General features: G+C 65.2%; 20 protein-coding genes. 12 read left to right on the forward strand and 8 right to left on the reverse strand.

Annotated features, from left to right (window positions below):
- Positions 1-269: 269 nt before the first annotated feature.
- Positions 270-866: a tRNA (pseudouridine(54)-N(1))-methyltransferase TrmY gene (gene trmY, locus ACT53R_RS03505; protein ID WP_476170454.1), complete on the forward strand. Its 597-nt coding sequence runs from the start codon at positions 270-272 to the stop codon at positions 864-866.
- A 189-nt stretch (positions 867-1,055) separates the two neighbouring features.
- Here trmY and ACT53R_RS03510 read toward each other — a convergent pair whose 3' ends face one another.
- The 8 genes from ACT53R_RS03510 to ACT53R_RS03545 all read right to left on the reverse strand — a co-directional run bounded on the left by ACT53R_RS03510 (position 1,056) and on the right by ACT53R_RS03545 (position 10,351).
- The gene (locus ACT53R_RS03510; protein WP_476170455.1) at positions 1,056-1,259 is read right to left on the reverse strand and encodes a hypothetical protein; all 204 of its coding nucleotides are present in this window, start codon (positions 1,257-1,259) and stop codon (positions 1,056-1,058) included.
- 174 nt (positions 1,260-1,433) lie between these two features.
- Positions 1,434-2,318 (reverse strand): DMP19 family protein, encoded by an 885-nt coding sequence (locus tag ACT53R_RS03515; RefSeq protein ID WP_476170456.1) that lies wholly within the window; start codon positions 2,316-2,318, stop codon positions 1,434-1,436.
- A gap of 113 nt (positions 2,319-2,431) precedes the next feature.
- A complete protein-coding gene (locus ACT53R_RS03520) occupies positions 2,432-2,635 on the reverse strand; it encodes a hypothetical protein (protein WP_476170457.1) in 204 nt (67 codons plus the stop codon).
- Between the two features lie 196 nt (positions 2,636-2,831).
- Complete coding sequence (locus ACT53R_RS03525; protein ID WP_476170458.1) at positions 2,832-3,272, reverse strand: hypothetical protein; 441 nt, start codon at positions 3,270-3,272, stop codon at positions 2,832-2,834.
- A gap of 64 nt (positions 3,273-3,336) precedes the next feature.
- Complete coding sequence (locus ACT53R_RS03530; protein ID WP_476170459.1) at positions 3,337-3,540, reverse strand: hypothetical protein; 204 nt, start codon at positions 3,538-3,540, stop codon at positions 3,337-3,339.
- A gap of 251 nt (positions 3,541-3,791) precedes the next feature.
- Entirely contained in the window at positions 3,792-4,445 is a 654-nt protein-coding gene (locus tag ACT53R_RS03535; RefSeq protein ID WP_476170460.1) for a DUF2290 domain-containing protein, read from the reverse strand.
- Positions 4,442-6,571 carry a DEAD/DEAH box helicase gene (locus ACT53R_RS03540; protein WP_476170461.1) on the reverse strand — a complete coding sequence of 710 codons (2,130 nt, stop codon included), beginning with the start codon at positions 6,569-6,571 and terminating at the stop codon, positions 4,442-4,444. Before ACT53R_RS03540 ends, ACT53R_RS03535 begins: the two co-directional genes overlap by 4 nt.
- 144 nt (positions 6,572-6,715) lie before the next feature.
- Positions 6,716-10,351, reverse strand: coding sequence for a methylmalonyl-CoA mutase family protein (locus ACT53R_RS03545; RefSeq protein ID WP_476170462.1), 3,636 nt, complete (start codon positions 10,349-10,351; stop codon positions 6,716-6,718).
- 155 nt (positions 10,352-10,506) lie between these two features.
- Between ACT53R_RS03545 and ACT53R_RS03550 the strand changes: the two genes are divergently transcribed.
- From ACT53R_RS03550 to ACT53R_RS03600, 11 genes are all read left to right on the forward strand, one after another.
- Positions 10,507-12,060: a phospholipase D family protein gene (locus ACT53R_RS03550; protein WP_476170730.1), complete on the forward strand. Its 1,554-nt coding sequence runs from the start codon at positions 10,507-10,509 to the stop codon at positions 12,058-12,060.
- A complete protein-coding gene (locus ACT53R_RS03555) occupies positions 12,057-13,328 on the forward strand; it encodes a 2OG-Fe(II) oxygenase (RefSeq protein ID WP_476170463.1) in 1,272 nt (423 codons plus the stop codon). Before ACT53R_RS03550 ends, ACT53R_RS03555 begins: the two co-directional genes overlap by 4 nt.
- A 263-nt stretch (positions 13,329-13,591) precedes the next feature.
- Positions 13,592-14,692 carry a Glu/Leu/Phe/Val dehydrogenase dimerization domain-containing protein gene (locus ACT53R_RS03560; protein WP_476170464.1) on the forward strand — a complete coding sequence of 367 codons (1,101 nt, stop codon included), beginning with the start codon at positions 13,592-13,594 and terminating at the stop codon, positions 14,690-14,692.
- Positions 14,693-14,833: 141 nt separating this feature from the next.
- The gene (locus tag ACT53R_RS03565) at positions 14,834-15,991 is read left to right on the forward strand and encodes an isovaleryl-CoA dehydrogenase (protein ID WP_476170465.1); all 1,158 of its coding nucleotides are present in this window, start codon (positions 14,834-14,836) and stop codon (positions 15,989-15,991) included.
- Positions 15,992-16,120: 129 nt separating this feature from the next.
- Entirely contained in the window at positions 16,121-17,122 is a 1,002-nt protein-coding gene (locus ACT53R_RS03570) for a 3-oxoacyl-ACP synthase III family protein (RefSeq protein ID WP_476170466.1), read from the forward strand.
- Positions 17,119-18,012 carry an MBL fold metallo-hydrolase gene (locus tag ACT53R_RS03575; RefSeq protein ID WP_476170467.1) on the forward strand — a complete coding sequence of 298 codons (894 nt, stop codon included), beginning with the start codon at positions 17,119-17,121 and terminating at the stop codon, positions 18,010-18,012. Before ACT53R_RS03570 ends, ACT53R_RS03575 begins: the two co-directional genes overlap by 4 nt.
- 10 nt (positions 18,013-18,022) lie before the next feature.
- On the forward strand, positions 18,023-18,973 hold the full coding sequence (locus ACT53R_RS03580; RefSeq protein WP_476170468.1) for an NAD-dependent epimerase/dehydratase family protein: 951 nt from the start codon (positions 18,023-18,025) through the stop codon (positions 18,971-18,973).
- Complete coding sequence (locus tag ACT53R_RS03585) at positions 18,952-20,175, forward strand: glycosyltransferase (RefSeq protein ID WP_476170469.1); 1,224 nt, start codon at positions 18,952-18,954, stop codon at positions 20,173-20,175. The genes ACT53R_RS03580 and ACT53R_RS03585 overlap by 22 nt, the downstream gene beginning before the upstream one ends.
- A complete protein-coding gene (locus ACT53R_RS03590; RefSeq protein ID WP_476170470.1) occupies positions 20,172-20,774 on the forward strand; it encodes a hypothetical protein in 603 nt (200 codons plus the stop codon). The genes ACT53R_RS03585 and ACT53R_RS03590 overlap by 4 nt, the downstream gene beginning before the upstream one ends.
- The gene (locus ACT53R_RS03595; RefSeq protein WP_476170471.1) at positions 20,771-22,009 is read left to right on the forward strand and encodes a glycosyltransferase; all 1,239 of its coding nucleotides are present in this window, start codon (positions 20,771-20,773) and stop codon (positions 22,007-22,009) included. Before ACT53R_RS03590 ends, ACT53R_RS03595 begins: the two co-directional genes overlap by 4 nt.
- An 87-nt stretch (positions 22,010-22,096) precedes the next feature.
- Positions 22,097-22,297: a hypothetical protein gene (locus ACT53R_RS03600; protein WP_476170472.1), complete on the forward strand. Its 201-nt coding sequence runs from the start codon at positions 22,097-22,099 to the stop codon at positions 22,295-22,297.
- The last annotated feature ends 46 nt before the right edge of the window (positions 22,298-22,343 follow it).

The following is a 22,343-nucleotide window of genomic DNA, read 5'->3' on the forward strand; positions in this document are numbered from 1 at the left end:
CTGCGAGGCCACGGCGACCTCGCCGAGCCATCGTCACACGGGCATCGCCGCAGGAACACCACACGCCATGCGGCCTCCCGTCTGCCGCCAGCTGCGCGGAGGTGGCGGATCGCGACAGGGTCAGGATCACCTGCCTCTTCGGCGCCGCCACGGCGATTGCATGCAGACGCGTCCGCAAGGCCTGCGCCCGATGGCCGCCGGCACCGCTTCCGCGCGACAATGCCCGCGGCACGCCGGGTGCCGTGCACGACCAGACAGCGGGAACACGCATGCGGACCTTCGTACTCCGGGCTCGCGCCGCCCCCACCGACAGCCAGGCATTGTGGGCCGCAGTGGGCGGGGATGCGCATACCGAGATCCTCGCGCACACGCTGATGAACGCGCTGTTCGTGGCGCAGTCGCATCGCCCCGACGTCATCGTCTACCTGGTGCTGGAAAGCACCCGCGATTTCTCCCGCACCGTCCGCTTCGACATCAACGCCATGCACGACATCGGCGGCTTCGACGAACGCTCGCTGCTGACGAAAGTCGCCAAGGCACTGGACGCCTCGCGCGGCATGGCCAAGGAAGACACCCGCCCCGTCGAATCCGGCGTCACCGTGCAGACGATCAGCTTCGAGAAACTGGTGCAGGCGCTGTCCGCGGACCACCAGTTGTTCCTCATGGACCGCAAGGGCACGCCGATCCGCGAACAGGCGTTCGCCGACAACCCCTGCTTCCTGCTGACCGACCACATCCCCATGCCGAAGAAGACCATCCCCGGCCTCGAACGCATGGGCGCGAAACTGATCGCACTCGGACCGACCATGCTGTTCGCCTCGCAGTGCGTGACGCTGATCCATCATGAGCTGGATCAGCGGAGGTAAGTCAGTTCGGACCGAGAGCGGGGTGTGTCAGATTTTTTGTGTGGTCGGGGCAGACATCGATTCGGGGCCGTTCACGTGGTGATCCGGTGCCGTTACCGGGACGCGCCCGGAGCGGCGCGGACCGGCCACCGGGATAGCCCGGCCACCGGGATAGCCCGGGCGCAGGGCTGGCCCGCGCCCGGGCCGCGATCACGCGGCCGCACCGTCCAGCGGCACCAGCCGGTTGTCGTCGTCGTAGCGCAGGCCGCAGACCATGGCGGCCATGCCGCGCAGGGCGGCTTGCGGGCGGGTGCCGCTGGCTTCGCACAGGGCGATGAACTGGGGCGGGACTTCGACCAGCAGGACGTTCGACACCGCGGCGCGGGACACAGGCGGCGACTTGGGCTTGGACATGACGGCACTCCGTTTCGCCCGATGCCCGGAGTGGACGCCGTTGGCGATGACGGATCGCATCGCGCGCAGGCGCGTCAAGGCTTGGTAGCCCGGGTAAGCGCAACGCGCGCACCCGGGAAGAATCCACGCATGCCTCTTTAAAATTCCCGGGTGCGGCCTTTGGCCTTACCCGGGCTACTTGCTACTTGCTGCATGTGAAATCCAGACGGAGGATGGCGCAGAGCGCACATAGCGCGCCAGCGCATTTCGATACTCCGCCTCGAAATCACGATAGTAGCGGCGCATGATGTCAGAACATTTCTGGCGTGGGACTGGCGGAATGTCGAGTTTTTCACGGGTCCGCTCCACAGACTCGCTGAAGTGTGCGTAGAGCGCAATCGCTTCACAATACAGTGCGATTGCGCTGTCCATCCCGATGCGTTCCAGCCCGCGCAGTGTCGCCACGTGAAGTATCTCGCGAGAAAAAATGCCTGAAACATCGGCAGCACGTGCAAAGTACTGATCAAAGGTGCCATTGCTGGTGTCCGCCTCCCAATCGACCACGGCATAGAGTTCAAACATCGCAGGCGGAACCGGCTCACCGCGTGCAGCGCGGGCCGGCACATGGGTCAGGAACAAGTTCAGAAATTCCCAGTCATCAAGCACATCGATCAGCTCACGATCAAAGCGCTGCCGCATCACGAAGCTCGGAAATCTCCCGGCCACAGTGCGCGCAATGTTAGCGAGTGACCCTTTATCTTCTTCCTCCCACCAGTATCGATACTGCGCGCCAACCAGCGGATTCAACTCGATTTGAATGCGATACGCCGGCCCACGCGGATCGGTCTTCGACCATGCATAGGTTGATTCCAGAAGTTCGGAGAACTCCATTGGCAGATCTACCTGATCGAAGCGCCCACGTCCCGCCAATTCTGTACGAATATTACAAGTGTAACCAACACCGCAAATGTCGAGGTCACAAATGATCTCACCGCTTGCAGACATGCCAGCTGAATTCTGCAGCAGAGCAGAAAGGCGTTCTTCATGGGGATTCTTCATCATCGCAAAATAACCTTCCATCTATCTCTTTAGAAGTGGGAATTATCAATCCCATCGCAATTTGAAACTCAAGAATTGCGTAGCCAAACAGAACCATGTCCCCGGCGCAGGCAATGTCTGCGCCCGGGTGAAGCTTACGCGGCGGTGCCTTCCAGCGGCACCAGCCGGTTGTCGTCGTCGTAGCGCAGGCCGCAGACCATGGCGGCCATGCCGCGCAGGGCGGCTTGCGGGCAGGTGCCGCTGGTTTCACACAGGGCGATGAACTGAGGCGGGACTTCGACCAGCAGGACGTTCGACACCGCAACGCGGGGCGCAGGCGGCGACTTGAGCTTGGACATGACGGGACTCCGTTTCGCCCGACGCCCGGAGTGAGCGCCGTTGGCGATGACGGATCGCATCGCGCGCAGGCGCGTCAAGGTTTGCGCAGCAATTCACCTCGACCTTGACGCGCCGAGCACGATGCGATGCTAGGACGACAACGGTGGGCACCTCAAAACTCTACTCTGCCCCCCTATTTTTCTGCGGGTTTCAAGATTATTTCTTAGAAAGAGCATAGGCTGCAGCTGCCAATGTCAATCCCACCACACCCACTGAAACAACAACCACGCCTTTTATCGCCGTTTTCCAAATTCTCTCATTGCTATCTATACGATGACGTGCCGCCTGATCCGCCCTTTCTTCAGACTGACGGATATCATCTAGAATTCGCTTTCGCTCGTCTTCCGATTCAGATTTACCAAGGAGGACTCGGTATGTAGCTTGCGCATGCTCAAAGTTACTCGCAGCTGATTCAGCCTCTATCTCTTGTGATCGAGCCGCGCCCTTGGCCACCTCTTTCCCAAACTCAGCAGCAGCCTTAGGGTCACCGAATGAATTTGGCGGCATACCGTGAAGTGAAGCTACAATTTCTGCAAAATGCTTGGCCGAATCCGTGCCATTTACTTTCTCGGCCGCTTTGGCGATTACATTTTTCATAATGAATTCTCTTCATGGGTATGGAATACTCTGGAGCAGACACCGCCTGCACCCGAGGTAAAGCTTACGTGGCCGTGCCTTCCAGCGGCACCAACCGGTTGTCGTCGTCGTAGCGCAGGCCGCAGACCATGGCGGCCATGCCGCGCAGGGCGGCTTGCGGGCGGGTGCCGCTGGCTTCGCACAGGGCGATGAACTGGGGCGGGACTTCGACCAGCAGGACGTTCGACACCGCGGCGCGGGACACAGGCGGCGACTTGGGCTTGGACATGACGGCACTCCGTTTCGCCCGGCAGCCACTGTGACCGCCGTTGGCGAGCCCAACCCGCATCGCGCGCAGGCGCGTCAAGGTTTGCGCAGCAACTTGCCTCGACCTTGACGCGCCGAGCACGGTGCGATGCTGGGACGACAACGGTGGGAACTCTCTACCCTGGATTTTCACCGCCACAATTCGATGCTGCTCGACGCTTCGTCATCGGCGGGTCAAGACCCGGCGTAGGGATGACCCGCCTTACGGGTTACTTAGCACTTCGCTATAACTATTGATGTAACGCGGCGTTCGAGATCCGTAATGCATTCCTGGGAACGACAACCAGAAATACTCTTCTCAAACGTATTCTGCTGCTTCCTATAAATTCTGAAATAAAAATTACGCACTACGAACAGTAAAAAGGCATAAGGAGACAGCGGGTGGCTAGCTGGAATCCTACAATTCTCGAACTGACCCAACGTCAAATGAGAATGCGAATGGAACACCGGCTGATAGTTCGCCGGGTCATAGTCGAATCGAATCGGAAACCGCACTAACCGCTCAACAATGATGTCGCCATAGAGCTCATCGTGAGCATAAAGCTCAGGCGCATCCTCTGCCGATGGAAGCTCTGGGCTCGGGAAATATGCAAGACGATGCTTAGTCAGATTTTCAGAATCATCAAAAGAATACTGGAACTGCATGAGCGCACCATCAATCAGCTTCAAATGATAGAGATTGTGAGCATCGAACTCAGTGTAAATTTGACGATAGGGGATGTTTTTCATTGCCACAGACGCCCCTCCCAGCTCTCCAATCATTCGCGGAGCATCAACTGAAGGATAGTTTTGCCTAACTGAGACCCCTGCCTTTATCGAACGCGAATAGACTTCGTCTAATTGACGTTGTACGTCGCGAAATTTCATTTGGAATCACGAACTCGCTTCAAATCGTTAATGAGCTCATCAAGATCTAGCTCACCTTGCTGAGCGGCTTTCAATAGATCATCGCGCTGCTTCATGAGGCGACGCTCGCGCGCTGCCTGCCTAGGTGTTGGGTCTACATTGATTAGCTTCAGCTTCTTCTTCTCCTCCTCAGAAGGATATTTAAAAGTTAGTGCATAGCCGCTCTCGCGCAACCTCTCCCATTCCAACCGCAGCTTATCCATATTAGGCCCGATCCCTAAGACCCGAACCCACGCCTTAGAACGCGTTATTGCGGTAAACAATCGATTGCGATTGACGGCAACCTGAGACCGAGTGAAGCCACCAAAACAATCCTGAGCGTTAATGACATATACCATGCCAGCCTCGTTGCCCTTCGCCCTAAACACGCCAGTGAAGGTCACAGAATTTTCTTTTGAAAATACATCCTGAGAAGTGCTGACACCCGCCAACTCATTGTTCACGCCCCTAGAATAGAGAATTGAACGAGCGGCACCCACCGCCTCTTGGGTCTTGAGTGGATCAGGATTAATGACTACCACGTCCTCGGGACGCAACTCCTCTTCCCTAATATTTCGCAGAATGTTCGCAACCAGCCATTCCGTTTGCGCCTGTTCGCTTTCAAAAGTAATGAATTGAATGAGATCCTCAGGTGGGGAATGATCTTCTAAGAATGGCGGCGAGCTATCGGGCGTCCTAGCTAGCGATACATCATGGCTCGCCTTAAGCTCGCCAGCCACTACCGTATAGCCTACGTCGGTCCAAAGTGAATCTTGATCAAAGAACTGAACCAAACCACCGTCTCGATACACACCAAAACCCAGGGCGTGTGCTGTCGCTAGCACGGGGCGCGAATTTCGATAGCACTTTTCGAGGATAATGTCCTGACGAGGAACAGCTGTCTCCGACGAATCAAACGGCACGACAGGATTTCCGTTTTTATCTTTTCCAAACAGGTCCTCAGGCGGCAGAACCGAACCGGACGTCAGGGTCTGCAACTCATCGTACGCATACACGAGACGTTTCGGTGGTTTAAGAAATCGATGACATAGGCGAATGAACTCCGGCGGAAAATCCTGAGCTTCATCGATAAGAATTGCGTCATACACCTCTTTTGGCTCTGGTGTTGCAGCAATAGCCATCGCGCAAGCACCAGCAAAAGCCCGATCACCTGTGCCGAACTGCACCTTCGCAGTTCCAAAGTCCATGAATGGAACCGAGTTTTCGCGGCAGTATTGATGATAAATGCCATCACGCTCCTTCTCCCCAGGAGCCCCCCAAGCATTAATGACCCGAATTTTCTCCCAATCGGGCTCTGACCCTGTCTGTTCAATAGTGAAGCCATTAATCAATCGACGAAACTGCTCTTTCAAGGAACGAGTATTGAATGTTACAGCGATATTCCAATCTGGATTTTGCGAATGCAGATACGCGACCTTGAGGGCCAGAATGATCGTCTTGCCGGAACCAGCAAGCCCGCGAATACGTTGCAAGCCATCGACAGTCTCAATCACCGCTCGCGATTGATGCTGGTCTAGATTTGCAATTGAATCCTCAACTCTTTTCAATCGAGCGCCACGCGAATCAGGTTGCTTTGGCTCACGCTTTAGCTTTCCTGATCGAATTGATGTTACTACTTGAATTGCAGCCAAGAGATGCGCGAATAGCCCCCCATCCTCAATAGGCGCACCGGCCTCCGCTAGCACCCCAGCAAGATTATTTCGGTTTGCGCAAAAGTACGGCGGATCAACTGCAGGCAACTGGTGCTTCGCCGGCGCAAATGAAACCGCCATAATCTCGAACCTCAGTTTTCGCCCTGACTTCAACGCCGGATAGGGCTTCAACTTAACCTCAAGCATCGAAGCAATTTCGTCGAGCCTCTCTCGAAAATCGCCGAGCTCTAAGCCTTCGACAAGATCGAACGCCACAAGCCCATGAGCACGCGACACAAGCAAAGCATCAAACTTGAGCGGCCCAAGGGGCGATCCTACGATCGGATAACCGATATATAGATAGCCGTCAGAGGCAGGGTCTGCCGTTAGGGCTTCGACCAAGGCGTTAGCGGACTCAGGCTTCTCCTTATGAGAGCCCCAAATTACATTGAGCATTCAGATCTCCTGCCCTAAGTCGATTACTGACTGGCGCCGCACGCAAAATGCGCCACCTAATTTTTTCACGTAAATCACGACAAACATAGCAAATCAAAGACCGGGCCTCGATAGGAATTCACTACCTCTTCGGTAAGGATTCCCTTACATATTTCGCCGATACTCACCACCCACATCATAAAGCGCATGACTGATCTGCCCCAGACTATGCGTCTTCACCGCCTCCATCAAGCTGGCGAACACATTCTGCCGATCCCGCGCCGTCTTCTGCAGTGAGGCCAGCCCGTCGGCAGCATACGCATTGCGGCCCTGTTGATACCCCGCCACATTCGCAATCTGCTGCCCCTTCTCCCCCTCCGTACTCCGGATCAGTTCGATCTCGGTGACGATGTCGCCGCCGTGGTCCTTGGGCAGGAAGGTGTTGACGCCGATCAGGGGCAGGCTGCCGTCGTGCTTCTTGTGTTCGTAGTACAGCGACTCTTCCTGGATCTTGCCGCGCTGGTACATGGTGTCCATGGCGCCGAGCACGCCGCCGCGTTCGCTGATGGCCTCGAATTCCTTGTAGACGGCTTCCTCGACGAGATCGGTGAGCTTGTCGACGATGAAGCTGCCCTGCCACGGGTTCTCGCAGAAGTTGAGGCCCAGTTCCTTGTTGATGATCATCTGGATGGCCACGGCGCGACGCACGCTTTCCTCGGTCGGCGTGGTGATGGCTTCGTCGTAGGCGTTGGTGTGCAGGCTGTTGCAGTTGTCGAACAGCGCGTACAGGGCCTGCAGCGTGGTGCGGATATCGTTGAACTGGATCTCCTGCGCGTGCAGGCTGCGGCCGGAGGTCTGGATGTGGTACTTCATCATCTGGCTGCGGGCGCTGGCGCCGTAGCGTTCGCGCATCGCACGCGCCCAGATGCGGCGGGCGACGCGGCCGATGACGGTGTATTCCGGGTCCATGCCGTTGCTGAAGAAGAACGACAGATTGGGCGCGAAGTCGTCGATCTTCATGCCGCGGGCGAGGTAGTACTCGACGATGGTGAAGCCGTTCGACAAGGTGAAGGCGAGCTGGCTGATCGGGTTCGCGCCGGCCTCGGCGATGTGGTAGCCGCTGATCGACACCGAGTAGAAGTTGCGCACGTTCTTCTCGACGAAGAACTGCTGGATGTCGCCCATCATCCGCATCGCGAATTCGGTGCTGAAGATGCAGGTGTTCTGGGCCTGGTCTTCCTTGAGGATGTCGGCCTGCACGGTGCCGCGCACGGTCGACAGCGTCTGCGCCTTGATGGCGGCGTAGGTCTCGGCGTCGACGATCTGGTCGCCGGTCACGCCCAGCAGGCCGAGGCCGAGGCCGTCGTTGGTCTCGGGCAGCAGGCCGCCGTATTCGGGGCGCTGGCGACCGTCGAACATCGCTTCGATCTTCGCGTGCGCGGCGTCCCAGCGGCCCTGGTCGGCGCGCAGGTACTTCTCGACCTGCTGGTCGATCGCGGTGTTCATGAACATCGCGAGGATGATCGGCGCGGGGCCGTTGATGGTCATCGACACCGAGGTGCTGGGCGCGCAGAGGTCGAAGCCGGAGTACAGCTTCTTCATGTCGTCGAGCGTGGCGATGTTGACGCCGGAATTGCCGATCTTGCCGTAGATGTCGGGGCGCGGCGCCGGGTCCTCGCCGTACAGCGTCACACTGTCGAACGCGGTGGACAGGCGCGCGGCGGGCTGGCCGACGCTGAGGTAATGGAAGCGGCGGTTGGTGCGCTCCGGCGTGCCCTCGCCCGCGAACATGCGGATCGGGTCCTCGCCGGTGCGGCGGTACGGATACACGCCGCCGGTGTACGGGTAATAGCCCGGCAGGTTTTCCTTCTGCAGGAAGGTCAGCAGCTCGCCCCAGCTCTTGTAGGTGGGCGCGGCGATCTTCGGTATCTTCTGGTGCGAGAGGGATTCGCGGTAGTTCTCGACGCGGATGGTCTTGTCGCGGACCTGGTATTCGTTGACCTCGTCGACGATCGACTTCAGGCGCGCGGGCCATTCGCGCAGCAGCTTGAGGGCTTCGCTGTCGAGCGACTGCACGGCGTCGTTGTAGCGCTGGCGCAATGTCAGCAGCGTGCGGTCGACGGTTTGAGCCCCCTCCCCCGCCTGCGGGGGAGGGTTGGGGTGGGGGTTTGCGGTGGCATCGCCCCCATCCCGACCTTCCCCCGCGCGCGGGGGAAGGAGAAGGGCATCGGGCGCGTACAGCGCCAGCATCTTCGGCAGCGCCGGGTCGCCGAGGCTTTCGAGCGACTGCCAGTACGCCTGCGCGCGGTCGGCGATCTCGGCCTGCGATTCGATGCGGCGGTTGATGCCGCGACCCTGTTCGGCGATCTCGGCGAGGTAGCGCACGCGGCTGCCGGGGATGAGCACGGTGGCGCGTGGTTCCTTGAGCGCGGTGTCGATCTGCGGATGCCAATCGCATCGGGACGCAACCCCATCCCCACCCTGCCCTCCCCTTGAAGGGGAGGGTTCAAGGTGCAGCTTCTCGCGCAGCAGGCGGCAGAGGTTCGCAAACATCCAGCTGATGCCGGGGTCGTTGAACTGGCTGGCGATGGTCGGGTAGACCGGCACGTCCTCGTCGGCGACGTTGAAGGCGACGCGGTTGCGCTTCCACTGCTTGCGCACGTCGCGCAGGGCATCCTCGGCGCCACGCTTGTCGAACTTGTTCAGCACGACGAGTTCGGCGAAGTCCAGCATGTCGATCTTCTCGAGCTGGCTGGGCGCGCCGAAGTCGCTGGTCATCACGTACATCGGGAAATCGACGAGGTCGACGATCTCCGAATCGCTCTGGCCGATGCCGGCGGTCTCGACGATGACGAGGTCGTAGCCCAGCGACTTCAGGAAGCCGATGCAGTCCTTCAGCACGACGTTCGTCGCCATGTGCTGGCGGCGGGTCGCCATCGAGCGCATGAACACGCGCTTCGACCGCAACGAGTTCATGCGGATGCGGTCGCCCAGCAGCGCGCCGCCGGTGCGGCGGCGGGTGGGGTCGACGGAGATCACGGCGATGCGCATCTCCGGGAAGTTGGCGAGGAAGCGGTTGAGCAGTTCGTCCGTCACCGACGACTTGCCGGCGCCGCCGGTACCGGTGATGCCGACGACGGGCGTCTTGCCGCCGGCGAGCTGCCATTCCTTGCGCAGGTGGGCGAGTTCGGATTCGGTCAGCGCATCGTCTTCGATCAGGCTCAGCATGTGCCCGATCGAAATTTCGTCGTGTAGGGCGGGCTCAAGCCCGCCGCTCTTGATGGCTGACGTCGATGAGTGGCGGGCTTGAGCCCGCCCTATGGAATCCGTGCGGGCCGCGCCGGCGCGGCGCACCACGTCCTCGATCATCGCGACCAGGCCCATGTGCATGCCGTCGTTCGGGTGGTAGATGCGCTCGACGCCGTAGGCCTGCAGTTCGCGGATCTCCTCCGGCGTGATGGTGCCGCCACCGCCGCCGAAGACGCGGATGTGGCCGGCGCCGCGTTCCTTCAGCATGTCGACCATGTACTTGAAGTATTCGACGTGGCCGCCCTGGTAGCTGGACAGCGCGATGGCGTCGGCATCTTCCTGCAAGGCGGCGCGGACCACGTCCTCGACGCTGCGGTTGTGGCCGAGGTGGATGACCTCGGCGCCCTGCGCCTGGATCAGCCGGCGCATGATGTTGATCGCGGCGTCGTGGCCGTCGAACAGGCTGGCCGCGGTGACGAAGCGCAGCGGCGCGGCGTCGGTGCGGGAGGCGGGGACGTGCCCTTCGGCAGTGTGGGCGACTGGCGTGCTCATGCGCGCTCCGTGCTGGAATCGAATGACGCCCATTCTAGCGTGCCGGTCCGGGCGCCCCCACTGCGGGAGGAGCCCGCGCCTTGCCGCCGGGCCGCGGCGGCATGGATACTGCCGCGCACGGTACGGTCGGGGGTTGGCGGATGGCGGCGATGACGATGCGACGGGCGCTGCGGATCCTCGGCTGGGGCACCTTCTCGCTGGCGGCGCTGGCGTTCAGCGGGCTGCTGCTGGCCGACCACCTGACCCCGCCCGCCACCGGCAAGCCGTCGGTCGCGCTGGCGCCGCAGGCGGACGCGACCGCGCTGGATCGAGAACTGGCGCCGTTGCAGGCCGCGCATCCCGGCCAGACCGGGGCGCTGCTGGTGAACGACGGCGTGGACGCCTTCGCCGCGCGCGCGCTGTCCGCGCAGCGGGCCGGCCGCAGCCTCGACCTGCAGTACTACATCTGGCATGACGATCTAGCCGGCCGGCTGCTGGGTCGCGAGGTCTGGCGCGCGGCCGAGCGTGGCGTGCACGTGCGCATGCTGCTCGACGACATGAACGCGAAGGGCATGGACTCGAAGCTGCTGCTGCTCGACGCGCATCCCAACATCGAGATCCGGCTGTACAACCCGTTCCGCAACCGCACCGGACTGGCGCGCGTCGTCGAACTCGCGCAGCGTTTCTTCAGCGTGAACCACCGCATGCACAACAAGGCGTGGATCGCCGACAACCGCGTGGCGGTGGTAGGCGGCCGCAACATCGGCGTGGAGTATTTCGGCGCCGGCGAAGACGTGAACTTCCGCGACCTCGACATGGTGCTGTTCGGGCCGGCGGTGCAGGAGGCGAGCACGATCTTCGACCGCTACTGGAACAGCCCCGCGGTGGTGCCGCTGGCAGCGCTGGCCGATGCGCCGAAGGCCGGCTTCGACACCCTGGCACAGCAGATCGAGACCGAGGCCGCCGGGCCCGACGCGAAGCGTTACCTGCGCCGGCTGGAAGGTTCGGCGCGGGTGCAGGACTACGCGCGCGAACAGCTGGTGCCGTTCTGGAGCGCGGGCATCCACCTGCATGCCGATCCGCCGCTGAAGGGCCGCGACGACGCCACCGACGGCTGGCTGGTCGACCGCATCGCCCGCGACATCGCCGCCGCGAAGCAGAAGGCGCTGCTGATCTCGCCATATTTCGTGCCCGGCGACGATGGCAGCGCCGCGCTGACGCGGCTGGCGCGCAGCGGGAAGGCGATCGGCGTGATCACCAATTCGCTGGCCGCCAACGACGTGCCCGCCGTGTACGGCGGCTATCGCAACTACCGCGAAGCGCTGCTGCGCGGCGGCGTGCACGTGTACGAGATCCGCGCGCAGGGCGTGCCGGACAGCAGCGTGTTCGGCAGCAGCGGCGCCAGCCTGCACACCAAGGCCTACGTCGTCGACGACCGCCGCGGCTTCATCGGCTCGTTCAACATGGACGCGCGCTCGGCTTACCTCAACACCGAGATGGGCGTGATGTTCGACGATCCCGGGCTGGCGCAGGCCCTGCGCCAGGAATACGTGCGGCTGTCCTCGCCGCCGCTGAGCTACCGCGTGGTGCTCGGCGCGGACGGCGGCACGCGCTGGGTGGATCGCACGCATCGTCCGCCGCAGATCATCGATGTCCCGCCCGACACGACGACGACGCAGCGCGTCGTCGCGCGCGTCGTGTCCTGGCTTCCCCTGGAGTCGCAATTGTGAACGCCGCTGCCATCGCTTCCCTCGACACCCTGCAACGCGCCGCCGAATCGGGCGCACCCGATGACATTCTGCGACTGGCGATGGCGCTGATCGACGCGCAGCGCATGCCCGAAGCGCAGGCGTGGCTGCTGCGCGCGGCCGAGGCCGGGCACCCGCACGCGCAGCTCGAATACGCGCGCATGCGGCTGTACGGCATGGCCGGTGCGCCGGCGCCGGACGCCGCGGCGCAATGGCTCCAGCGCGCCGAGCAGGCCGGGCATCCGGCCGCGAGCGAGCTGCTGGCGAACATCGCGATCGGCGGCGCCGTGCTGCCGCGCGACGGCCGCATCAACGAACGCATCCTGCGTGCGGTGCAGGCGGATTTCCCGCCGGCCTTGCTCACTGCCGCGATCCACTTCGGGCGCAAGGCGCATCCCGAAGACCAGGCGCTGTGCCTGCAACTGCTGCAGCGTGCTGCCGCGCGCGGCAGTGCGGTCGCCGCGGCGCTGCTCGCGGAACGCCTGGCGCATGGCGAAGGTTGCGAAGCCGATCCCGCCGCCGCCGCGGACCTGTGGACGCAGCTCGAAGCGAACGGCCTGCGCCGCCTGCCCGGTTTCACGCTGCCGCCGCCGGAAGCGGCCAACGGCACGCCGCGCCAGCTGTCGCTGGAAGACGCGCTGCATCCGCCGCAAGCGCAGCCACTGAGCGCGCTGCCGCGCGTGTCGGTGATCGATCGCTTCTTCTCCGCCGACGAATGCCGGCTCTACATCGCCAGCGCACAGCCGCACCTGCATGCGTCGCAGACGGCCGATCCGATCACCGGCGTGCCGCACACGCTGCAATTGCGCACCAGCAGCGAGACCTGCTTCGACCCGTTGCTGGAGAACAGCGCGCTGCGCATCGCGCAATTGCGCATGGCCGCCGCAGCGGGCATCGACCTGCCCAATGCCGAACAGCTGACCGTGCTGCGCTACGAACCCGGCCAGCAGTACCGGCCGCATCGCGATTACCTGCCGCCGGGCACGATCCAGATGGATCGACCACATGCCGGCAACCGCACGCGCACGGTGATCGTGTACCTGAACGCGGTCGAAGCCGGCGGCGCCACCGAATTCCCGGTGCCCGGCCTGCGCGTGGAACCGTTTCCGGGCCGCGCGGTGGTGTTCGACAACCTGCACGCCGACGGTTCGCCCGATCCGGACTCGCTGCATGCCGGCACGCCGGTGGAAGTCGGCGAAAAATGGCTGGCGACGCTGTGGATCCGCCAGGGTCGCTATCGCGCCTGCTGAATCCGGCGACGGAAGCGCAGCGGCACGGCAGCCCGACAACGCAGGTCAACCGCGCGCTTCCGACGAACGGGCAGCGCGCCCGCATGCATGCCGGAAGAGCGATGCCGCAACGCCACACGACCGGATGGTGCGGTTGCATTACACTTGCGCGCCTGCGGCCACCCCCTGCCGCATGAACACGACGCTGACTTCCATCAATTCAACGACTTGCAACGTACCGAGCCGTATCTTTCACCACGGCCGCCGGCGCAAGGGAGCTTCCGATGATCTTCGAACACATCGAAAACAACGGCCATGAGCAGGTCGTGTTCTGCCACAACAAGGACGCCGGCCTGAAGGCCATCATCGCGATCCACAACACCGTGCTCGGCCCCGCCCTCGGCGGCCTGCGCATGTGGCCGTACAAGACCGAGCAGGACGCGCTGAACGACGTGCTGCGTCTCTCGCGCGGGATGACCTACAAGAACGCGGTGGCCGGCCTGAACATCGGCGGCGGCAAGGCGGTGATCATCGGCGATCCGTCGAAGGACAAGTCCGAAGCGCTGTTCCGCGCGTTCGGCAAGTTCGTCGATTCGCTGGGCGGCCGCTACATCACCGCCGAGGACGTCGGCATCGACGTCAACGACATGGAATACGTCTACCGCGAAACCGAATTCGTCACCGGCGTGCACCAGGTCCATGGTGGTTCGGGCGATCCCTCGCCGTTCACCGCCTACGGCACGCTGCAGGGCCTGATGGCCACGCTCAACAAGAAGTACGGCGACGAGGAAGTCGGTCGCCACAGCTACGCGGTGCAGGGCCTCGGCCACGTCGGCATGGAGTTCGTGAAACTGCTCAAGGAACGCGGCGCGAAGGTCTTCGTCACCGACATCAACAAGGACTTGGTCGCGCATGCCGTCGAGGAATACGGCGTCGAAGCCGTGGCCCCGGACGAGATCTACGACGTGCCGGCCGACGTCTACTCGCCGTGCGCGCTGGGCGGCACCATCAACGAACACACGCTGCCGCGCCTGAAGGCCAAGATCATCTGCGGCGCCGCGAACAACCAGCTCGCCAACAACGCGATCGGCGACGAAGTGATGAAGCGCGGCATCGTCTACGCGCCCGACTACGCCGTGAACGCCGGCGGCGTGATGAACGTGTCGCTGGAGATCGACGGCTACAACCGCGAACGCGCGATGCGCATGATGCGCACGATCTACCACAACCTCGCGCGCATCTACGAAATCTCCGACCGCGACGGCATCCCGACCTACCGCGCCGCCGACCGCCTCGCCGAGGAGCGCATCGCCGCGATCGGCAAGCTGAAGCTGCCGATGGGTCGCGCCGCCCCGCGTTTCCTGGGGCGCATGCGCGGTCATTGAGATTGGTTTGACCGGTAGAGCGGCCTTCAGGCCGCTCATGCCGTGCATGGGTACGAAACAGCGGCCTGGTGTTCAACAGCCGAATGGCTGGTCAGGCCGCACTACCGGGTTTTTCCTTACTTCGTCGACAAGGTTGTGCCGATGCGTCCGTTTCCCCTGGATGAAGAACTGGATGCGCTCCGCGAGGCGGTGCGTCGTTTCGCCGACAGCGAGATCGCGCCGCGTGCCGCGAAGATCGACGAAGAGAACACGTTCCCGCAGGATCTGTGGCCGAAGCTCGGCGAACTGGGCCTGCTGGGCATCACCGTGCCGGCCGAGTTCGGCGGCAGCGAGATGGGCTATCTGGCGCACCTCGTCGCGATGGAGGAAATCTCGCGCGCGTCCGGTGCGGTCGGCCTGAGCTACGGCGCGCACTCCAACCTCTGCGTCAACAACCTGTACGCCAACGGCAACGACGCCCAGCGCCGCAAGTACCTGCCGAAGCTGTGCAGCGGCGAGTGGAAGGGCGCGCTGGCGATGAGCGAGCCCGGCGCCGGCTCCGACGTGGTCGGCTCGATGAGCTGCCGCGCCGAGCTGAAAGGCGACACGTGGATCGCCAACGGCAACAAGATGTGGATCACCAACGGCCCCGAGGCCGACGTGCTGGTGGTCTACATGCGCACCGCCAGCCGCGAGCTGGGCTCCAAGTGCATGACCGCGTTCATCGTGGAAAAGGGCATGAAGGGCTTCCGCACCGCGCAGAAGCTCGACAAGCTGGGCATGCGCGGCAGCAACACCTGCGAACTGGTGTTCGAGCAGTGCGAGATCCCCGCGGAGAACGTGCTCGGCGAGGTCAACAACGGCGTGAAGGTGCTGATGAGCGGCCTGAACACCGAGCGTCTCGTGCTGACCGGCGGCCCGATCGGGCTGATGCAGGCCGCGCTCGATGTCGCCCTGCCCTACGTTCGCGACCGCCGCCAGTTCGGCCAGGCGATCGGCACGTTCGGGATCATGCAGGCGAAGGTCGCCGACATGTACACCGCACTGCAATCCAGCCGCGCGTTCGCCTACCAGGTCGCGCGCGACTACGACGCCGGCTACAAGTCGCGCATCGACGCCGCCAGCTGCCTGCTGCACGCCTCCGAGGCCGCGGTGCAGGTCACGCTGGAAGCGATCCAGTCGCTCGGCGGCAACGGCTACATCAACGAATACCCGACCGGCCGCCTGCTGCGCGACGCCAAGCTCTACGCGATCGGCGCCGGCACGAATGAAATCCGGCGGATGCTGATCGGCCGCGAGCTGTTCAACGGCAACTTCTGAGTCGACAGCGGTCGCGATCGAGGCGACCGCCGGTCGCGTCGCACGCGACCGATGCACCGCGACGCATCGCGCGCCGGACATCCGGCGCCCCGCACGCTACAGTGCGCGCAGTTCCTCGCGCGCCCCGTCATGCCGTCTCCTTCGCCCCGCCCGCTGCGCCTGCTCGGCACCGGTCTCTCGACGCCGGCGCTGTGGCTGGACAGCGCGACGCTCGACGCCCGCCTCGGGCTCGCGCCCGGCACGATCGAAGCCCGGACCGGCGTCCGCCGCCGCGGCGTCGAACCCGACCGCAACGCCGCGCAGGTCGCCGCCGAGGCCGCTCGCGCCGCGCTCGATGCCGCGGGCCTGACGATCGCCGATCTCGACGCCGTCGTCTGCGCCAACGCCAGCCACGACCAGGCCATGCCCTGCAACGCCGCGTTGCTGCATCGCGAACTCGGCTTGCGCGGCGCGGCCGCCTTCGACCTCAACGCCAGCTGCATCGGCTTCGTGATGGGGCTCGACGTGATCGCGTCGCTGTTCGCCACTGGACGTCATCGCCGCGTGCTGCTGGTCTCGTGCGATCTCGCCTCGCGCGCGCTCGATCCGCGCGACCTCGACACCGTCGGCTTGTTCGGCGACGGTGCGGCGGCGGCGGTGCTCGAAGCCGGCGATTCGGCCGACGGCCCCGCCCTGCTCGCCGCACGTTTCGAGACCTGGTCCGAGGGCGCGCATGCCTGCGAGATCCCCGGCGGCGGTTCGCGACTGCCGCCCTCGCGCCATGACGGCGACTATCGCAACGTCTGCACGTTCCGCATGGACGGCAAGCGGCTGTATCGCATCGCCGCCGAGCATTTCGAGGGGTTCGTCGACGGCGTGCTGGGAGATGCGGGGTGCGACCTCGCCTCGATTGCCCGCGTGATCCCGCACCAGGCCTCGCGTCTGGGCATGGAACACGTGTTCAAGCGCCTCGGTCTGCCGCGTGATCGCGTCGAGGACATCTTCGCGACGCACGGCAACCAGGTCTCGGCCTCGCTGCCGACGGCGCTGCACCATGCGCTCGCCGGCAGACGATTGCAGCCCGGCGACACCGCGCTGCTGATCGGCACTGCGGCCGGTGTCACTCTCGGCGGCGCGGTGCTGCGGCTGTGAGCATCACGATCGCGCTATCGTCGAGCACCGACCTCCCCCGCACGTCGCTGACCGTGCTGCGCGTCGGTCATTGCACGCATCCCGAATGCCTCGCGCTGCGCGGCGGCGGACTGCGCAACGCGAGGTTTCCCGCGCTGGTCGGCCTGATCCGCCATCCCGACGCCGGCGCGCTGCTGTTCGACACCGGTTATGCCGAGCACTTCCTGCACGCGACCGACGCGTTCCCGGAACGCCTGTACCGATGGGCGACGCCGATGACGCTGCCGTCGGAGGAATGCCTGCTGCCGCAGCTCGCGCGCCACGGCCTTACCGCGCACGAGATCGCCGGCGTGTTCGCGTCGCACCTGCATGCCGACCACATCGCCGGCCTGCGCGATCTGCCGCGCGCCCGCATCTGGTGCGGCGACGCGGCACTGCGCTTCGCACGCACGCCCGGTCGTATCGCGCGCCTGCGCAAGGCGACGCTGCGCGAACTGCTGCCCGACGACGTGGATCGTCGTCACGTCGCGATCGAATCGCGCCCGCGCATTCCGCTGCCGACCGGCTGGCAGGCGCTGGGCGACGGCCTCGACCTGCTCGGCGACGGCAGCCTGCGCGCGGTACCGCTGCCGGGCCATGCGCGCGGCCATTTCGGCCTGCTGCTGCGTCATGACGACGATCGCGAGGTGCTGCTCGCCGGTGACGCGACCTGGCGGATCGACGCGGGTCGCACCGCGCGCGGGCCGTCGCTGGCGACACGCTCGCTCAGCGACGACTGGTCGCTGCAGCATGCGACGCTGGCGAAGCTGCAGGCCGTACTCGACCACGGCGACGACGGCCACTGCATCCTGCCCTCGCATTGCGAAGCGAGCTACGCACGGCTGCCCGCGACGATGCGGGGCACGCCATGAGGGGCCGAGCATGAAACTGCTGCTCACCGGTGCCTCCGGCTTCATCGGCGGCCGCTTCATGCAGCGGTTCCGCGGCATGCCGGGGCTGGAACTGCTCGGCGTCGGCCGCCGCACGCTGCCCGATCCGGACTACCGCGCGATCGACCTGTCGCAGCCGTTCGACCTCGACTTCGCGCCCGACGTCGTCATCCACGCCGCGGCGCTGTCGTCGCCGTTTGCGCCGCGCCGCGCGTACCTGCGCCACAACGTCGACGCGACGCGCCACGTCGTCGACTGGTGCCGCGCACATGGCCGGCCGAAGCTCGTCTACATCTCGTCGAGTTCCGTGCACTACCAGCCGCGCGACCAGTTCGGCATCCGCGAGGATGATCCGATCGGCCCGCAGTTCGCCAACACCTACGCCGAAACCAAGGCCGCGGGCGAAACGCTGGTACGCGGCTACGACGGCGCATGGACGATCCTGCGGCCCCGCGCGGTGTTCGGCCCGGGCGACACCGTGCTGTTCCCGCGCCTGCTGGCGGCGGCTAAGCGCGGCAAGCTGCCGATCATCGTGCGCGGCGACACGCCCGCCGTCGGCGACCTGATCGGCGTCGACGCGCTGGTCGACTACATGCTGCGTGCGGCGCAGCGGCCCGAGGCGATCGGCGCGTTCAACCTCAGTCAGGGCGAACCGGTGGTGATGCAGGACTTCCTCGCCGACGTGTTCCGTCGCCTCGACCTGCCACCGCCGACGCGCGTCGTACCGTATCGCGTCGCACGGCTCGCGGCGCATGCGGCGGAACTCGCGTGGACCGTGCTGCCGCTGCGCGGCGAACCGCCGGTGACGCGCTTCGGCGTCGACGTGCTGGCGTTCGGCAAGACCTTCGACATCGCAAAGGCGGTGTCGGTGCTCGGCCCGCCGTCGCGCACGCTCGCGCAAGGCGTGGACGACTTCGTCGCATGGCAGAGGACGCAGCCGTGACGCCCGCCGCGATGGTCGCCACCGCCGTCTGCATTGCGTGGCCGCTGGTCGAAGCGCTGCGTCAGACCTTGGCGTGGCGTTCGCTCCGCGGCACGCGGACGCTTCCGTCGCGCGACGACGCACCGGACCGCTTCGCACGCGTCGACGTGCTGCAACCGATTCGCAGCGGCGATCCCACGCTCGGCGAGGCGCTGGGCGCGAGCCTGCGCACGCTGGGCGCGCGCGGTGCGACGCTGCACTGGCTGATCGACGAGGACGATCCCGCCGCCGCAGGCGTCGTGCGCGGCGTGCTCGCGCGCGAGGCCGCACACGCGGCGCGCGTGCGGGTCACGCTGCATCCGCCCTGCCCGGCCGGCCTCAACCCGAAACTGTTCAAGCTCGATCGCGCACTCGCGGACTGCACCGGTGACGAGGTGCTGGTGCTCGACGACGATGCGCGCCTGCCGGCGGCGTCGCTCGACGCACTGCTCGCGGCACTGGTGCGCAGCGCCGCCACTTGCGATGCGCCGGTAATCGCGACCGCGCTGCCGGCCTACCTGCCCGCACCGGGCCGTGGCTCGCGCCTGCTCGCACGCTTCGTCAACGACCACGCGCCGATCACCTACCTGCCGGCGCGACTCGGCGATCGTTCGCCCACGATCAACGGCATGTGCTGGGCGATGCGTCGCGACGCGCTGGACGCGATCGGCGGCTTCGCGCCGCGGCTGCGCCATCTCACCGACGATCTGGCGATGGCGCAGGCGGTGCTCGTCGCGGGCGGTCGCATCGAACAGTGCCACGAACCGGTCTGGATGCGCACTGCACTGCCGGATGCCGCCGCCTACGTGCGGCAGATGCATCGCTGGATGCTGTTCGCGCGCCTGCTGGTGCAATCCCAGCCGATGTCGCAGCAGTTGCGCATCCTCTTCGGCCAGTGCCTGCCGTCGCTGCTGCCGCTGGCGGCATTGATCGCCTTCGGCTGCGCGCCGACATGGGCGGGCGGTGTGGCCGTCGCCTGCGCCGCGATCCTGCATGTGCGCGGACGCCGCGCGCTGCAGCGCGCCTGCGCGGGCACGGCCACGAAAGCCGAACCCGCCGCGTCGCTGTTCGTCGCACTGTTGATGCCACTGCATCTGCTGCACGCGTTGCTCGACCGACGCATCCAGTGGCGTTCGCATCGCTATCGGGTGCTCGCGAACGATCGCTTCGAGGAACTGCCGTGAGCACGAGGTCGCAGCCGCGGATCGCCTTCCTCACCGGACAGAGCGATCCCGGGCGCTGCGCGCTGTCGCTGGCGCAGCGGCGCACGCTCGACGCACTCGCGTCCGATGCCGACGGCATCGATCTCGTCGCGCTCAATTTCCCGTGGCATGCCGACACCGCACCGTGGCGTCCGGTGCCGCTGCTGCGCGCCAGCCTCGCCAACGGCCGCCAGTACCTCGCCGCACGCCGCGGCGCGCTGTCGCCGTTCGCATCGCATGACATCGTCGCCGCGCGCGACTGGTTGCAGGCATCGCCGCGCACGCTGCTGCTGGTCGGCAGTTGCGGACTGGGCCTGCTCGATCTGCTGCTCGCGCCGCTCGACATCGGCGCACGCGCGCGGCTGCGCGTCGTCGCCTACGGCGGTGTCGCGCCACGCTGGCCGAGCGACATCGCCGGCGTGCAGTTGCGTGGCGACCGCGACCGCATTGCGCACTGGTTCGGACCACTCGACGGCCCGGTGCCGCAGACGCTTTCCTGCGGGCACATGGACTATCTGGATCACGATGCCGTCGTCGACGCCGCACGCTCGCAGTTCAACTGGCTGCGGGGCGCGACGTGAGCCGACCGCGCATCGAGTTGCTCGCACCGCCGTTCGCGGGACACCTGCATCCGATCCTCGCGATCGGCCGCGCGCTGCGCGACATCGCAGACGTCACCGTGATCAGCACCGACGGCGCACAGGCGCGCATCCGCGCGACCGGCCTCGACGGTGTGGCCGTCGTGCCGGGCGCGGATGCGGCGCTGCATGCGATCACCGATCCGCCGCATCCGGTCGGCAGCCATCCGCTGCGGCTGCATGCGCAGTTCCAGCGCAGCCTCGATCTGCTCGAAGCCTTCGCCTCCGCACTCGATGCGCGCTACGCGACTCAGCGGCCCGAGCTGCTGATCGCCGACTTCACGCTGCCCGTGGCCGGTGCGGTCGCGCGGCGACGCGGGATCCCGTGGTGGACGTCGCATCCGTCGCCCTGCGTGATCGAAGCGCCCGGCGGCCCGCCGGCGTACCTCGGCGGCTGGTTGCCCGGCACCGGCGCGTTCGGCCGCGCGCGCGATGCCGTCGCCGCGCGCACCGTGCGCACGTTCAAGCGCGGCGTGTATCGCCTGCATGGCCGGCGACTGGCGGCGCTCGGATTCCCGTCGCTGTATCGCGACGACGGCAGCGAGGCGGCATATTCCGATGAATGCATCCTCGCCCTCGGCCTGCGCGAACTGGAATTCGAGCGCGACTGGCCCGCGTCGCTGCAGTTCGTCGGGCCGATGCTGTGGAGCCCGCCCGATCACGGTGCACCGCCGCCGGACGACGGGCGCCGGCACGTGCTGGCGACGCTGGGCACGCACCTGGGCTTCGCGAAGGACGCACTCGCGACAACGCTGGAAACCGTGGCGCGCGCGCATCCGGACCTCACGCTGCATTTCAGCGATGGCCGCCTCGACGACGGCACTTCCGGCACGCATGCCGCGCTGCAACGGCATCGCTGGGTCGATTACCCCACGTGGATTCCGCGGATGCGCGCGGTGCTGCACCACGGCGGTGCCGGCGTGCTCTGGGAATGCCTGCGCGCCGGCGTGCCGGCGCTGGTGCTGCCGCGCGACTACGACCAGTTCGACCACGCTGCGCGGCTCGATGCCGCCGGCGTCGCGCTCCGCCTGCGCCACCCGCGCGAGATCGCGCCGGCACTGCGGCGCGTGCTCGACGACGATGCCGGACTGCGCGCGGACCGTTTCGTCGATGCCCTGCGTCCGGGCCTGGCCGAGGCCAGGATCGTCGCGCGGGTGCGTGCGCGGCTGGGGGTGTGAAGACGGTCCCGGACCGGCGCATGCCCGGTGCTATGCTCCGGCTCGCAGGGGCATCCGTGGCCAACGCCACGCGTCAAGGAGTCGAAGATGAACGTCATGAGGAAGACCCTGGTGTGCTTCACCGCGACGCTGCTGTTCGCGTCGTCGTTCGCCTATTCGCAGGATGCCGGATGCGCCTTCTGCGAATACCAGTACCGGCAGTGCGTGCGCAGCGGCACGAACATCGACGTCTGCTGGGAACAGCGCGAAACGTGTTACGTGATGAACGGCTGCATGGCCGCGCGCTGACCGGCGCGACGGGAAGAATGTCATCGTGAAACGCGACCGCCCCGCG

Source organism: Lysobacter sp. DMC104, from assembly GCF_056313665.1.

Coding starts and splice junctions, on each gene's coding strand:
- trmY (WP_476170454.1), top strand. CDS start 270: ATGCGGACCTTCGTACTCCGGGCTCGCGCCGCCCCCACCGACAGCCAG.
- ACT53R_RS03510 (WP_476170455.1), bottom strand. CDS start 1,259: ATGTCCAAGCCCAAGTCGCCGCCTGTGTCCCGCGCCGCGGTGTCGAAC.
- ACT53R_RS03515 (WP_476170456.1), bottom strand. CDS start 2,318: ATGGAAGGTTATTTTGCGATGATGAAGAATCCCCATGAAGAACGCCTT.
- ACT53R_RS03520 (WP_476170457.1), bottom strand. CDS start 2,635: ATGTCCAAGCTCAAGTCGCCGCCTGCGCCCCGCGTTGCGGTGTCGAAC.
- ACT53R_RS03525 (WP_476170458.1), bottom strand. CDS start 3,272: ATGAAAAATGTAATCGCCAAAGCGGCCGAGAAAGTAAATGGCACGGAT.
- ACT53R_RS03530 (WP_476170459.1), bottom strand. CDS start 3,540: ATGTCCAAGCCCAAGTCGCCGCCTGTGTCCCGCGCCGCGGTGTCGAAC.
- ACT53R_RS03535 (WP_476170460.1), bottom strand. CDS start 4,445: ATGAAATTTCGCGACGTACAACGTCAATTAGACGAAGTCTATTCGCGT.
- ACT53R_RS03540 (WP_476170461.1), bottom strand. CDS start 6,571: ATGCTCAATGTAATTTGGGGCTCTCATAAGGAGAAGCCTGAGTCCGCT.
- ACT53R_RS03545 (WP_476170462.1), bottom strand. CDS start 10,351: ATGAGCACGCCAGTCGCCCACACTGCCGAAGGGCACGTCCCCGCCTCC.
- ACT53R_RS03550 (WP_476170730.1), top strand. CDS start 10,507: ATGCGACGGGCGCTGCGGATCCTCGGCTGGGGCACCTTCTCGCTGGCG.
- ACT53R_RS03560 (WP_476170464.1), top strand. CDS start 13,592: ATGATCTTCGAACACATCGAAAACAACGGCCATGAGCAGGTCGTGTTC.
- ACT53R_RS03565 (WP_476170465.1), top strand. CDS start 14,834: ATGCGTCCGTTTCCCCTGGATGAAGAACTGGATGCGCTCCGCGAGGCG.
- ACT53R_RS03570 (WP_476170466.1), top strand. CDS start 16,121: ATGCCGTCTCCTTCGCCCCGCCCGCTGCGCCTGCTCGGCACCGGTCTC.
- ACT53R_RS03580 (WP_476170468.1), top strand. CDS start 18,023: ATGAAACTGCTGCTCACCGGTGCCTCCGGCTTCATCGGCGGCCGCTTC.
- ACT53R_RS03585 (WP_476170469.1), top strand. CDS start 18,952: ATGGCAGAGGACGCAGCCGTGACGCCCGCCGCGATGGTCGCCACCGCC.
- ACT53R_RS03600 (WP_476170472.1), top strand. CDS start 22,097: ATGAACGTCATGAGGAAGACCCTGGTGTGCTTCACCGCGACGCTGCTG.